This is a genomic window from Natranaerofaba carboxydovora (assembly GCF_022539405.1).
GTDB classification, from domain to species: Bacteria; Bacillota; Natranaerobiia; order Natranaerobiales; family Natranaerofabaceae; genus Natranaerofaba; species Natranaerofaba carboxydovora.
In genome coordinates this window covers 594,170-608,439 of sequence record NZ_CP054394.1, presented here as the reverse complement: position 1 = coordinate 608,439, position 14,270 = coordinate 594,170, and the positions used below count along the sequence as shown (strand labels likewise).

The window sequence follows — 14,270 nt, the reverse complement described above, 5'->3', positions numbered from 1 at the left end:
TATTTTTACTCCCGCCAAAAGCCATTATAACAGTAATCTTTAGAAGTAGCAAGGTTTTAAGATATTTCTTAGTACTAATAAATTTTATCGCTCGTGTGATTCTCGTGTGACAAAATTATATTTTTTGCTCTTTCTCGTGTGACTTTCGTGTGATTTTTAGTCCATGTGGGGTTTTCGTGTGACATTTTTATTCTCCATAATCCTCATTATTTTATCCTCAAAGTCTTTTGCTATTCTTTTAGCATTTTCATCATTTTTATGAACATAGTTATCTAGAAGAGTTTTTATATCATGACCTAACCTTCTCGCTACTTCTGCTGGATGTTCTTTCTCTCTAACTAAAATAGAAGCATGACTATGACGTATAAGATGTAGATTTGTATGAAAACCCATTTTCTGAAGTAACCCCAGATTTCTTTTTTTCTTAAGTGGCAAAATATTTCTATCGCCATGGCCTAAAAGCATATAAAAAAAGAGCCCGTTAAGGCTCAATTATTTTTATCAATTATTGCTTCTCCTATTTGTTCATTAATTGATTTTTTATTGTTTTCTATTTTATCTAATAAATCATAAATATTTTCTCTTAAATCACTTACATTAGTAGACAGATAACCATCCATTTGTGCTTTTGTTAGCTCGTATATTCTCCCATTAATCAATTCATTTAATTTATTTTCTATTTTAGTGATTTCATTAGAATATCTTTCCTTGATACTTCTATTTTTCAAACTTTTCACCCCCTTCCCTACCTTTTGATTCTTCAGGGATAGGGCTCTCCTTTTATGTAACTTGTCTTGTTTTGTCGAACGTTATTTGAGCTCGCTATCACCCGCAATCTCCAGCGCCCTTTTAAAAAGACCTGTGAGTTTTTTTATGCAATTAAACCTCTTTTGCAGGATATCTAACAACAAGTTCACCACTTAATAACTTATTAGTTTCTGTTAAATATGACATGTCAGATAAATCACCTATGTCTAAAACCTTATAATCTTCTACATTTTCTCCAAATAAAACTAACCTTTTCTCATTTTGGTTCATGAAATATGTATCTTTGTAAAAAAATAAATCAGGATCATCTTCTTTGAATAGTTCTATAAAATTCTTATTGTCTGCTTTATCTTCATATATTGCTCTTTTAAAAATAAAGTTGTCCAATTTCTGCTTTAAACGCTCTACAAATTGATTATTGCTAATCAAAAGCGAATAAGGACCAAATTGTTTTAGAACTTTTTTTCTACCCTTATCAACTGACAGTTGAGCCTCCATATAATCTTCATTTATTTCCTTAATAATAAAGTCTTTTGCATCTAATCTTGTTAAGCAAAATACTGGTTTTTTTACATGTTTGTCTAATCTTATTTCAGCTTTTTGAGTTTCAATATTTCTAGTCTCTTTTGTAGTTGGGTCAGTTATCTGAATAATTGGATTATAAAAAATTTTTGTTGCTTCATTTTTATCTCCTAAACCTTTGTTTTTTTCCTCTTTTTCTTTGTTTATATGAAATTGAAAGTTTTTCATGAATAATTTGCCTTTTTGTAATTCCTCTAAGTGCTTTTTTTCTCCAAACTTAGCCAAAATAACTAACTGATCTGAGCTAAATTCTTCTCTTTCTGATAGTCTAATTACTCTCACCCCTCTTTTCCAGGAAAAAGGCTCATCCTTTACCCCTTGTTCGGTCAGATAAAGAATTTATCGTCAAATAATCAATAGCTTAGATTATACTTTTTCAATATTAAATATTATTACATTATGAGTAAAATTTATTTCTTTTATTCCCTTAACTTTAAAAGTTCCTCCAGGACTAGTATCACTAGAAGGCAACTGTATCTTTTCAGCTTCTATTAAAGTTAATGCTAAACTATGACTACAAGATTTAGTTTTCTCAGGCTTAAATATATTATAAGGCCCAGCATCACAATAAAAATGGAAATCAAATTTCAAATCCTCACCCCCCCTATTCCTTACTTCTCCCAGGAAACGAGTTTGTCCTTTGATGAAACATGTAATTTTTTGTCGAACTAAAAGCTCAGCTTTTAAGAGGCTTTAAGAATATAAATAGATTATAAGTATTTATCTTTATCAAATCATATATAATCTATATCTCATTTCACTCTTGCTTGGATGGGGGTCAATGGTCTTGTAGAAACTTTTAAGAATTTAAAATACACCCCTGCATATAAAGTATAAGAAGTTTGATTTTGAAGTTGAAATTTAAAAATTACAAGCTGAATCACAAAATAATCACATGGTTAATTGTTTGAAAAAATAGCAATTCTCTTTATCAAATGAAAATAAGAGAACTGCTATTTTTTAAGAAACATAAATCAGATAGTACGAAACTGCTTCGCAGTGGTAAACAATCACCTGTAATTTTTCCATTTTATTTAGTCTAGCTTTTGCTGTTAAATAATGCCTTTTTTAAGCCAGCGCTCTTATATAATGTGCATAGAGTGCTTTATTGCACAAAATAAACTAAGGAGCTGATTTATAAAATGACCAAAGAATAAGTACTACAAAAGCTTCAATTTGAAGCAAGTCTTAGAGGTCTTAGCAAAAACACAAAAGAGTTACTATATTTATGACCACTAGCTTTCAAAATACTTTAATAAACCTGCAACATATCTGACAATTAAAGATATTAGAGACTTCTTGTGTTATCAATTAATTAAAAAAAGACTTATTACTGGAACCTAGAGGATGAAGTAAAAAAAATCTAAAGAAATAAAACGCCTGTAATAATAGTTCGTTGTTGATTTGAGTTAAATTATTTAAGCGGTAACAGTCTTAAAGAATAGATACCGCTCAGGTCGCAGTAATCATAAAATGTAAATGAAAAACCTTATCAGGCGTTATAATTTGTGTTAATCTAGAAGTCAATGCAAATACACTTCTGATTGAATTATATGAACATTTACGGTATACATCCTAAAATATAACGTGTACGTTCATAAATTCAAACTTTATTCTATGGTTGTTGTAGTTTCGCTAAATGCAAATTTTTTTGGGGGACCATTATTACTCTCATTATATTTATTCAAAAACATTTTATAGACTAGACAAGCTTTGCTTTCGGAAGGGGGTTTTAAGTATTTAACCTTTTTTTATTTTTTTGCTGTTTCTTTTAATTTTGATTTTTCTTTCCAAAGCTTATTTGGTCTTGAAGGGTCTATGACAATACAAAATCTTCAAATTAACTTTTTGCTTCGCTTTTGTTTTCCTGAATATTGTATAACCTTTTTTCAAGTTTTTCCACTTCATCATCTATCTTTTGCTGACTGTAACTTTTGGCTACAAGGGAGTTTTCTTTTTCTCTAAGTACATGGTTTATAGCTCTTTCCTTAGCTTTATCTGTCTCTTTTAGCTTTACAAAAAGCCCGTGGTAATTTCTATCCTTCAAGGGGATGATGTTTTGGTGGGCGATGTCTTTTATGGCCCTGTCGTTATTTGTTTCTATCAACTTTGCTACATCATCTTCGTCTATATTTAGCTCCGGGTTGTTGTCGAAGTTATTTACACCTATCTTTTTTTCTTTAAGCCAGTCCTCCTGGTTTAGAAGTTCTTCGTCATAAAATTCTGCAAGCTGCTTTCCCCAAATTTTAAGATTTTCATCTACAAGTGGGTCAAAATTTTCTAAAAGGGGTTTTAGGATATACTCAAGCTGCTGTGAGTTTTCCCGGATACAACTTGTAAAAAACTCACACTTTTTGCCAGAAGTGCCGTTGTAAGCATATATATTTAGGGAAGCGTAATCTTTTGCTCTAAAATTAAGTTTAAAGGTTTCTTTATCTTCTGCTGCGACTAGATAGAGGGGTAGGTAATAGATAACCCCTTTTGGGATAGATGTTTTATCAAGGGCTTTTTCAAAGAGCTTTTCACTTAGCCTTAAGTTTACAGTTTCGCCTGGAATATTATGGTCTCTTCTTTCTTCTTTTTTGTAATCAAGTATTTTTTGCAGCTCTTTTTGGCTGAAGTCTCTCCAGCTGTCTATGATATTGGCCTTTTTTAGACTCTGGACTTTGCCCGAGGAGAGTAATTCTATATTTTTTGATTTGTAGTACTTACTTGGCAAAGGTTTTAGTGAAAGGGCATCAAAGTACATAAGCCTTTCGCTGTGCTCTTCTTTTATCTTGTAATTTTCTTCAAGGGAAGAGCGGCCTAAATCTTTTAGATAAAGGCCGTCTTCTGTCTCTTCTATATGGCTTATGGAGATAAGATAATCTACTACTTTGTCTCCGATCTCTTTTGCATGGGAGATGCCTAGTATTTCATAGACCTCTTCTCTTTTTTTTAACTCGGTTTTTTCAAGGAGCCTTGAGATGTTTTTTTCTAGTTCTTCATAGGGTTCGGAGCTTCTTTCTGTAAAGGCTATTGGCAGGCTGTAAATGGGATAATAGACCTGCAAAAACCTTCTTATATCTTCTTTATTAACGTCTATTCTGCTGTTTAAAAATATATGGGGTCGAAGTTTCAAGCCCTTTCACCTCCACTGCCGGTTCCACTACCGGTTCTACAGCTGGTTTCATCGCTTGTTCCACCGCCGGTCATAAGCTTTGTCTCAAACTCTTCAAAGGGGCTGTATATTCCTTCTTTTTTGACATAATCAATCAGGTTTTGAAAGCATCTTCTCGGTCTTTCTAAAGGTGTGTTACAAAGGGTTGAAGAGTCACCTATTAACATCAGCATATATTTAGCCCTTGTCATGGCCACATTAAGCCTTCTTAGTTCTTTAAGAAATCCTATGATTCCTTTTTTGTTACTCCTTGTAAAGCTGTAAAGGATAATGGTCTTATCTCTACCCTGGAAAGAATCCACGCTATCAATTTCAAGCTCTTCCATGATTTGCTCCACCTGGTGCCTGTCCTGGTAGCATTCATTTAGCTTTTTCTTAACGATATGTATGATAGTTTCTTTCTGGCGTTTGTAGGGTGTTATTATACCGATATTTTCCGGGACAACGAGCTTTTCTTTTATTTCTTCGTTATCTTCGTCTCCTTCTTGCAGTATATAGGGGTTTATCTTTTCTCCTTCTACAAGGAGCTCTAGCAAGATTTTTGCTACTATCTCTCCTTCTTTTGGGTTGTAGCGGACTTCATGGCCTTCTTTATGTATCTCTGTTTTTTCATGCTTGCCACGCATGTTTACAGTGTCAAAGAAATACAAGGGACAATTAAAAACAGAAACTTCTAGCTCCCTTTCTTCTGCTTTTAAGCCGGTCTGGTATTTTCCTTCGTAAAACTCATTTGAAATAAACTCTGCAATTTTCGGGTGCATCCTGAACTGGTTATCAAGCATTTCTTTGTTGTTTTCCGGGGCCTGGTAATATAAGAGCTCGAATAAACTTGTTTTAAACATCTTTTCATAGTCATCTACTAGAGATTGTAAATTATTATCCTCTGTGGTGGCAGCTGCTTCTTTTTTTCCTTCGGATTCCTCTTCAAGCTCTCCATCCTCGTCATCATCATAAAAATCTTCTTCGTCGAACTCTTCCAAACTCTTTATCCTTTTTAGTTCTTTTATCAGGTCATTATCTGGTACAGGGGGAAGCTGCATATGATCGCCTATTAAAATGACTTTCTTTGCCCTTGCCATGGGGACAAGGATATCAAAGATAGTTATCTGGCCTGCTTCGTCTATGATGGCAACGTCAAAGTCTACGTCTTTGAAATCCCTTCTTGTTTCAATCCCGATACAGGTTGCCCCGACTATCTTTACAGAGCTTAGAAGTAAGGGGTAAAGGGATTCCTGTCTTTTTTGTAAGCTGTCTATCCAGTCCTTTAGGATGTTTTCTTTGTTTTGATAGTTTTCTTTTAGCTCTTTTTCTTTTTGTAAGAGCTCATAAAATTCTTCTTCGGTTATATTTTTGTAGTCAAGCTCTTTAAATCCCTCGAATGGGGAGAGCTTTTCATCAAAGGAGAGTTCATAAAAGCTTATCTGTCCTTTTATCTCGTCCCAGCCGCTTTTTGTTTCATTGTATTTATCATCTTTATCTAAGGCTGATTCGATTCTTTTGTTGTAGCTTTCTTCTTTTTCTTCTAGGGCCTCTTTGTTTTTAGTTATCTTTGTTATAAGCCTTGTAAACCATAGAGAAATGTAGTGATGGTAGTTTTTTAATTTTGCCCATCTTATTCTTTTATTAAGAATTTTGTCTAGCATACCTTTTTCATCTTTTTTCTCAAAGTAATCTTTTAGGTCGTTTTCTAGTTCGTTTAAGGTAGCAATATATTTTTCTTGTTTTTCTAAGTCGTTAAGAAGCTCCATTTCATTTTGGCTGCAGTTTTTCAAGATTTTATTTTGGAGCTCTATTGCCGCATTATCTATTAAGAGGGGTTTTACGGATTCTAGCTTTACCCTTTCTTCCCTTCCAAGGCGAACAGCCAGGTAGTTCTTCTTACTGCATTTTTCAAGGACATTATCCACCGCGAGGTTATTTTTGGAGCTTACGAGGACTTTTTCGCCTCTATTTATAAACCTTTCAATCATCTTTACGATAATACTTGTCTTTCCTGTACCGGGCGGACCCTGGACAAGGAAAAAGTCTTCACAGTTTAGGGCGTAGTTTATGGCCTTCTCTTGAGAGTCTACAAGGCCCTCTATTTCCTCGTAGGGGGTATCTGGAACGGGCCTGAAATTTCCGTTTATCAAAATATCCAAAAGGTTTTTGTTTTTTGCCTTCTGGGTTATGAGATCGTCCACTGCCTGTTCCTGGATTTCGTAGGTGACGTCTTTGTGGACGAACTTTAAGATACCTGCTTTAGGGAACTTTCCATAATCTACGGTGGACTGAAAGCTTAAGTTGATATAGCCTTCTTTATCACAGAAGTCTGTAACAAGGCCAACGGGTTTAGCTTCTGCTTCAAACTCGGCTGTATCAGAGACTATTAGCTCTACATCTTTTAGGTCATCGCCCATGTTGGTGCTGTTTTCTTTGTCTATATTGAACCTGTACTCTACACCTTTGATCTTGGCTTTAGAGACAGGTTCAAAGCCTTTGTAGGTAAAATATTTAGTCTTTACATTTTGGGCTTCAAAATCTTTTTGGAAGTTTATAATATCTTTTAGCTTTTCTCCCCAGGTAAGTCTTTTTTGCATCTCTTCTCGTTCATGCTGCTGTTCTTTTTTAAATTCGGTGTAGATTTCACCCTTGATGGTAGCTGTGATCTTTTTGGTTTCTTCGGCGATTATGAGGCTGTTTCTGTTTTTAGGTATCTTCCAGTGCTCGCCCGTTACTATTTTAAAATTATTTTGGAGGTGAAGCTTAACCCCGAATTTAACAGAGTTTAACCTGTCATCTGCTGTTTTTTCGTTAAGGCCGATTACTTTAAAGTATGAGTTACCGTGTTCTTTTGAGTCCACGTGGACGGCTGTGACTTTTTTAGTTTCTGTGTGAAAATAGTATCTGTACTCGTCTTTGTCCTGCTTGTAATTAATATCTACCCAGACCCAGTTTGCCCTCTGGGCCTCTTTAAAGAAGGCGATTATATCTTCCCTTTCATCTTTTTCAATTCTTGAGATGACATAGAAGGTAATAGGACGTTTTACAAGCAGGGTTCTCTCATCAAAGAGATCGCCCTGAATATTTTCCACATTAGTTTTTGTTTTTGATCCAGCTTCAGACATTTAACCACCCCGTTCTTTTAAAGACTTCGCCTTTAATATCTACTATTGAGCCAGGCCTTTCTTTTGGCTCGTATTTAAGGCATTTATAGATAAAAGCTTTTATCTTTGGGGATATGTCTTCTCTTTCTATTGGTTTTAGGCTGTGTTCAAGATCTTTGTTTGTAAAAATAGGCGAGGGGTAGGGGTAGCTGCTTGTAAGGACGAAATACAGCACCGCTCCTACTGAAAACAGGTCATAGGCTGGAGTGATTTTTTTATGGATTAGCTTTGCTGCTTCCGGTGGGGCGAAGTAATAGGTTAGCGCGTTTCTGTGCCTGATGCCGAAGTTTCTTTTCTTGCTATAATAAGAAAGGCCAAAGTCTATAATTTTTAGGTTTGTGACTACAGCTTTATGATTAATAGTGACAAATATATTGTTAGGGGACAGGTCCCTGTGTATGACACCCATTCTATGGATATAGGACAGAGCCTCTACTAAGTGATAGAGGAGAGAATAAAAAGTTGTCCTTGAGAAGGTGCTTTCTTCTTTTATTATTTCCCCTATGCTATTTCCGGGGGCTTTTTCTAGCACCATCCACATCTCGTTATTTTTTAGAAAGTCTTCATGGCTTTCTATAAGGTCGACGATGTAGTTACTTTCTTTTAGGACCTTTAGTATTAGGGGCTCTTGTCTTAGCTGGTTTGTTATGGTGGTAAGGCCCGTTAGCTTGTCGTTGTCTCTTTCTTTGTCCCCTGTGGGAAAGACTTTGTTATATTTTATGATGACCTCTTTCCTTGAGTCTTTTGAAGTTGCGTTGTAGACCCTGGTGTAAAAATTGGCTTCGATATCTTTTTCAAGGATAGTATCGTGGAGGTTATATTTTTCTTCTAACAACCTGCCCACCTCTTTAGCTTGGAAAGGCCGTCTATTCTTTTCTCGGGTTCTCCATGAAGAAGTAGGTTAACGGCGTTGTAGAGCTTTTTGGAATCGCATTTGGCATTTAGGGTTTCTTTGTCGTAATAGTTGGTTACCTTTTCGCTGTATTTTTCAAAGATTTTTTTCTCAGTTATTAGTTCATAAACAATTGCACCCAAAGAATAATAGTCGGTTCTATAATCTACTTTGGATTTGTCCTGGGGCATTATAACTTCGTTAGCCCTGTACCTGGTAGCTTTTTCTACGATTCCGTCCCAGACTGTGCCGTAGCCGATTAACTTGGCAAAGTCAAAGTTTAGGATTTTTAGCTCGCCTTCAGTTGTGATGATTATGTTTTTTGGGTTTAAGTCCCTATGGTAGACATTTTTTTCGTGGATACTTTCTAAGGCATTAATTAATGTTTTGATAATTTCTTTTTTTTCTTCAAAACTAATGCCCAGCTTCATTTTCTCGTCTAACGATATGTGGTCTACCCAGTCTGTTACGCTTATGATATGAAGTCCGTACCTGTCAGGTGGTACACTTGACATAAGAACATAAGGGTTATCTTTAAGGACACCTTTTGCTCTTAAGTCTCTTTTTCCTATCTCTTCAATTGTCTTTTGAGCATCTTCTTTTGCACCGGGGTCTATTCTTACGGCTTTTAAGAAGTAGTGTTTGTTTAAAAGCTCATTGTAAGCCTTGTAGATAAAGTAGCTGTTTTTCTGGTATTTGGGGTCTTCGTCTTCTTCCTTACCGTAAATGATCTCTTCAATTTTATAGTCGCCAACCATTTCTCCCAGTTCGAAGTGTTCTCTAACATCTTCCCCGGCTTCTTCGCCCCCGGGGTAGAGATCGATAATAGCCTGGATTTCTTCTTCGTTAAAGACGTCCTGGGTAAACTTTTTCTCCCAGAGAAAACTTGTATTTCCCGGGCGTAGATAAAGGATGGGGGCAATTTCCCGGGGATTTTCAATATTGAAGCTGAAGTTTTTGTTGGTAAAGAAAACAGCACCTTTAACCCCGCCGTTCCAGTTTAGCTTTTTAGAGATTGTTTTTGCTTTTTGTGAGTTGAGTTTTGATTCTCTAAGTCTTTTTTTTATGTCTCCTGCAACGGTTTTTCTTTGCTCTGAAGCTTTTTTAAATGGGTTTGGGTGTACTTCTTTGCTATTATCTGGCCTTATCTGAGTTAGCTGATAGTTGTTTGTGGTAATATTTTCTTTTATCCGGCCTACCCAGTGTTTTAATTCTATTACAAAAACTCCTCTTGGGCATATTAACGTTGCGTCTATTTCCCTGTCATCAGAGTCACGGACATTAACATAAGTCCCCACAAGGAGTATGAAATTTTCAGGGGGAAGCTCTTTTTCAAGGGCTTTGATCCCCTCTTTTTCATGGTCTTCGACATCACTGTGATAAAGAATTTTCGACCTCATAACACCCCTCCTGCCACTAAATTTATACCTTATTTCATACTCATCATATTGTTCAATATCTTAAAGTCAATTTATTTGATTAATAATCCCTATATTTTTGCTGCACATTTACCTATTCTACTGCCTCCTAATAAAGCAATAAAATTAATTTTGCACATTAATTATCCTATTTTATTATAGAGTAATAATAGAAAAGTACACATTTATTTTACCAAATTATAGATTATATTTTTGTCATAAATTGTCGAATTAAATTATTTTAAATATACAATGCTAAACATCTGGAATAATAATAAGCTAGACTTTGATAAATTCTGTAACTTATCCTTCTAATGTTTAACCTCACCCTTTCATTAATGTTATGTTCGCTATCAATTACCTTTTCCGATCTAATTTTTCTCAAAAAGTTAGCCTCTATTATTACTGCTTAAATATTTAAACAAACTTCCTATTTTAATGTAAGAATTAAAATACATTTTACTTTTTTTGTGCCTTCACTATTCTCCAAGCTTATTTAACCTTTCATCTATTGGCGGATGTGTATTTAATAACCTTGAAGCTAAAGTTTCTTTGTTTTCAACAGCTTCGCTTTCTATAGAGCTAACTCGATGCAAAAATTTAGCAAGCCCTCTTCCCTGTCCACATTTTTTAGCAAACTCATCCGCATAAAATTCGTTTTGTCTACCAACAGCTCTTAGAGATAATTCCAGAATATTATAAATTATCCATGATAGAACATTCAATAATATACTAAAAATAGCAAGTGGTATGGAAATAAAACATCCTGCTTCTTCTCCAAACAAACTTGAAACAAAGGCCATAGCACTTGTAAAAAATACAATTATGGTTGTTCCAATCTGTCCCATTATATTCATTAATAAAGCTGCAAGAAGTACTTTTGTGTCATGATTTACTAAATGACCTAACTCATGAGCTAAAATTCCTTTGAACTCTTCATCCGTAGAGACACTCAAAAAACCTCGTGTAAAAATGACAGTATTACTTCCTAGGGCAAAGGCATTAACAAAGTTGTCATTTAACATAAAAAATTCTGGTTTAACATTAAACTCTTCTAGATTAATTTCTGATTCTTTTTTTACCTCATTCCATAAAGAATCGATCCTGTTCTTTTGATGTTGAGGTAATTCCTCGGCTCTGTATAGAACCCTAACTATACTTTCCCCTACTGGAGATAAAGCAGCACCTACTACCGCAGCCATTACTAAAATAGAAAGTATAAAAGAGTACTGTGTAAAAGGTGAAAAAACCAGCGACACTATAAACCAATTTATTAGTGCAATTACTCCTAGTAAAAAATACTTCATTAACCAAACCTCCTTTAGAATTATAATTTTTATGTTAAATTTGCAAAATTTTTCTATATATTATTTTTATTTTCCTTCTTAATTTCTAAAAGAGTAAGAAAGTAATTACATTGATAAACTGTGAGTGGTAAAATAAATTGAGCAGTTTCGGCCATGAAAACTGCTCAGTTTTTGATCACAAACTGAGCAGTTTTTGGCCATACTTTGAACACCCTTCTCCCGTGAAAACTTAAAATATATGTATTCAACTGAAATGGTAAAAAATAGCTACCATTAAAAAACATCATCTACAATCTCATCTATGTCTACATTAACTTTTAAACCTGCATGATAAACGCTATTAAACACCAATTCAAACAAAACATCGCTTCCTTTTATGTCTTTATACCTCCTAACATAATTGTCGTACCAGTTGTTTAATTTTTCAGATATAACATTAATATTATATTCGTATATTCTTAAACTATCTTTTTCTACAGCATCATTATTGTTGCTCATATAATTTGAATTCCCTTCATTAATAAGATTTTATAATAACTTCCCTATCTTTAAAGCTCAGCTTAACCCCATCATCTAATATTTCATGCTTTTGTAAATTTTCTAATTCAATATGTTCATGATCATCGGTTTTAGGATGAAATATACTAAAGTTCACTCCAAAATCATAATCAATCCCCCATAGATAAAACCACTCTTCTCCGTATTTGTTAGCATCAATAGTTTCAAATACCTTGTCTTTAATTTTAAGAACTATTTCAAATCCTTTTAGCTCATTCAGTTTTTCATCAATCTCTCTAATAACTCTAGAATTATATAATCTATGCTCATAAAATCTAACTTCGCTGCAGACATAGCAGTTATCAGCTGTTTTTGCATAATATTTTTCTTTATCTTTTAGTATTATTTTAAACCCGTTTGCCTCATTTTTGCTTTTTATCTTCTCTATATTTGATATTTTTTCAAGTGGTATTTCCAGCAGCTTTATTCTTTTCTTATCAGTGTAATAAAACGTCAAATTTAATTTTTCACCTGACCTGTTATAGCCATAACTCCAGTTTCTTTCAAAGTATACTTTCTTTTTTGAATCATTTTCGCTAAATTCTTCTAATGTAGTGCTCAAAACCAGCGGCAAGTTTAAAAAATCATATAAAAAATTATTGATACTCTTTTTATCACTCCCACACATCGTAGACTCACTCCTTAGCAATGTAGATATACTTTTTAAACTTATTCTTTTTTACACAGTCATTGCACAACGTTTTAAGCCAACCAGATTCTTTTTCTCTTAAAACTCCTGGACATCCACATTCTTCACAGATTTTTTTTGAAAGTTTATCATAATATAAAACAATTTTATCTATCTCTTTTTCTGTTTCAATATCCACGCCTCTAAAGCACACTCTTAACTCCCCGTACTTTTCACTTATGTTTTCAATTTTAAATTTTTCAGTTTTTTCAGGGTTATCTTGTAAGTAGGCTTTAATTTCATCGCACATATCTTTTATCAGTTCATACCAACCATCTCCACATCTGATAGGAATGACCAATTTTTCCCTATCATCATCTTCAATATAAAAATGATTAATAAAAGGATATTCTCTAACAAGTGATAAGCGTAGGTGATATCTCATGTTAACAAAACTCTTTCTTGCTACTTGTTCTCTTTTGTTACAATAGCTGCATAATCTTCTATTGTCTTCAGAGGAAATATCAGTCGCTTTTTCAAGCCCACATTCCTCGCATAACAAGTTTTTTCCCATAACCCATCCCCCTAAACGCAAAACTTTTTTCCTTAAAATCACTATTAAGTTCAGCTTTACAAATTATAATAATCAGGATGATACAGGTCTATATCTTCATATGCCGGTATCTCTCTAAGATCAAGATCTACTTCAAAATCAAGGATTTTCAAAAAATTTTTCCATTCATCAGGGTTTATTGAAAATACCTCATCCTGGTTTTTTGTTAATCTAGCAAAAAACCGGGCAAATAATATTGACAATTGGTACAATATTAGTAAGTTTTTCACTTCCCTAAAGTATCCTTTGCTAATATAATCAGAAGTAATTTCGTCTATATAAGCTTTTATGTTTTCTACTGTGTTTACAATACCTTCAAGCAAACATTCAATCAGCTCTTCTTCTGAAATTTCATAATAAAACATAGAATCTACTCCAACTTTCAATAGTCCTGATTTATATTGAATCAAGTTGTCTACAATTAGAGCGTAGTTTGTTAATTTTTCCTTAGCTCTTTCAAGCTCCTCTTGGTCTTTTATCTCTTTATCCAGATCACAAAACACACCCAAACAAAAGTTATTATCCATTGTTTCTACAGCTTTCTTTGATTTTTCAATGCCTTCGAGTCTTTCTAAATCCTTTTCTGTAATTTTATTCTTTTTTGCAATAAATATTTTTAAGCTATCAAGCAGTTTTACATTGTTTTTCATGTAGCGAACCAGATTAGACAACATACTACCAGTGGAGTCCAGATTTTTCTCAGTTGCTTGACCTATAAAATAGCCAAATAAAAGTGACATTTTTTCATTTGTACTAAAAGCATAAGTATTAGACTCTTCTGACAACATATCAACAAGTACCTGACGATATGTTTTATTGACTTCACCTGTCTTAACTATCATCCAATCTACCTCCCCTATAGACCTTAAACGGATAGGACAGCTTAGCATGTAGTTGATTATCAGGGATAGTGTCATCTTTATAAAAAGACCATTCAAATTGCACTTCACCACAAAGCCTGTAAAAGTCCGCCCAAACATAGTCCGCTACAGCTGTGACAGCAATTAGCGAACTATCATTTTTCCCATAGATCTCTAAAAAGGATTTTTTACTTTTAGAGATTGAATCGATTAGCCTTTCTGGCTCAAACTCAGGAGATATATCACTGTTTTCATTTATTTTAAATTTGAACATATTCTTTTCCAATTATCTCACCTCCAAAAATTAAAAGGATTTGTCTAAATCTACCTTTATTGCT

14 protein-coding genes are annotated in these 14,270 nt (G+C 33.9%); all 14 read right to left on the bottom strand.

Features of this window, described 5'->3' with window-relative positions; genetic code table 11:
- Positions 1–156 precede the first annotated feature (156 nt).
- The 14 genes from ACONDI_RS02900 to ACONDI_RS02835 all read right to left on the bottom strand — a co-directional run bounded on the left by ACONDI_RS02900 (position 157) and on the right by ACONDI_RS02835 (position 14,218).
- Complete coding sequence (locus ACONDI_RS02900) at positions 157–393, bottom strand: site-specific integrase (RefSeq protein WP_241079990.1); 237 nt, start codon at positions 391–393, stop codon at positions 157–159.
- Between the two features lie 95 nt (positions 394–488).
- The gene (locus tag ACONDI_RS02895) at positions 489–728 is read right to left on the bottom strand and encodes a hypothetical protein (RefSeq protein WP_241079989.1); all 240 of its coding nucleotides are present in this window, start codon (positions 726–728) and stop codon (positions 489–491) included.
- Positions 729–879: 151 nt separating this feature from the next.
- Complete coding sequence (locus ACONDI_RS02890; protein ID WP_241079988.1) at positions 880–1,632, bottom strand: hypothetical protein; 753 nt, start codon at positions 1,630–1,632, stop codon at positions 880–882.
- A gap of 84 nt (positions 1,633–1,716) precedes the next feature.
- Positions 1,717–1,941 (bottom strand): hypothetical protein, encoded by a 225-nt coding sequence (locus ACONDI_RS02885; RefSeq protein ID WP_241079987.1) that lies wholly within the window; start codon positions 1,939–1,941, stop codon positions 1,717–1,719.
- 1,249 nt (positions 1,942–3,190) lie between these two features.
- Positions 3,191–4,471 carry a hypothetical protein gene (locus tag ACONDI_RS02880; RefSeq protein WP_241079986.1) on the bottom strand — a complete coding sequence of 427 codons (1,281 nt, stop codon included), beginning with the start codon at positions 4,469–4,471 and terminating at the stop codon, positions 3,191–3,193.
- Complete coding sequence (locus ACONDI_RS02875; RefSeq protein ID WP_241079985.1) at positions 4,468–7,617, bottom strand: DEAD/DEAH box helicase; 3,150 nt, start codon at positions 7,615–7,617, stop codon at positions 4,468–4,470. Before ACONDI_RS02875 ends, ACONDI_RS02880 begins: the two co-directional genes overlap by 4 nt.
- A complete protein-coding gene (locus ACONDI_RS02870; protein ID WP_241079984.1) occupies positions 7,610–8,491 on the bottom strand; it encodes a protein kinase domain-containing protein in 882 nt (293 codons plus the stop codon). Before ACONDI_RS02870 ends, ACONDI_RS02875 begins: the two co-directional genes overlap by 8 nt.
- Positions 8,485–9,948: an NERD domain-containing protein kinase family protein gene (locus ACONDI_RS02865; RefSeq protein ID WP_241079983.1), complete on the bottom strand. Its 1,464-nt coding sequence runs from the start codon at positions 9,946–9,948 to the stop codon at positions 8,485–8,487. The genes ACONDI_RS02870 and ACONDI_RS02865 overlap by 7 nt, the downstream gene beginning before the upstream one ends.
- Before the next feature lie 497 nt (positions 9,949–10,445).
- Positions 10,446–11,273 carry a M48 family metalloprotease gene (locus ACONDI_RS02860; RefSeq protein WP_241079982.1) on the bottom strand — a complete coding sequence of 276 codons (828 nt, stop codon included), beginning with the start codon at positions 11,271–11,273 and terminating at the stop codon, positions 10,446–10,448.
- A gap of 273 nt (positions 11,274–11,546) precedes the next feature.
- Entirely contained in the window at positions 11,547–11,771 is a 225-nt protein-coding gene (locus ACONDI_RS02855; RefSeq protein WP_241079981.1) for a hypothetical protein, read from the bottom strand.
- 19 nt (positions 11,772–11,790) lie between these two features.
- Positions 11,791–12,459 carry a hypothetical protein gene (locus ACONDI_RS02850; protein ID WP_241079980.1) on the bottom strand — a complete coding sequence of 223 codons (669 nt, stop codon included), beginning with the start codon at positions 12,457–12,459 and terminating at the stop codon, positions 11,791–11,793.
- A 7-nt stretch (positions 12,460–12,466) separates the two neighbouring features.
- Complete coding sequence (locus ACONDI_RS02845) at positions 12,467–13,033, bottom strand: hypothetical protein (RefSeq protein ID WP_241079979.1); 567 nt, start codon at positions 13,031–13,033, stop codon at positions 12,467–12,469.
- A 56-nt stretch (positions 13,034–13,089) separates the two neighbouring features.
- On the bottom strand, positions 13,090–13,914 hold the full coding sequence (locus ACONDI_RS02840) for a hypothetical protein (protein ID WP_241079978.1): 825 nt from the start codon (positions 13,912–13,914) through the stop codon (positions 13,090–13,092).
- Complete coding sequence (locus tag ACONDI_RS02835; RefSeq protein WP_241079977.1) at positions 13,904–14,218, bottom strand: hypothetical protein; 315 nt, start codon at positions 14,216–14,218, stop codon at positions 13,904–13,906. The genes ACONDI_RS02840 and ACONDI_RS02835 overlap by 11 nt, the downstream gene beginning before the upstream one ends.
- Positions 14,219–14,270: the final 52 nt, after the last annotated feature.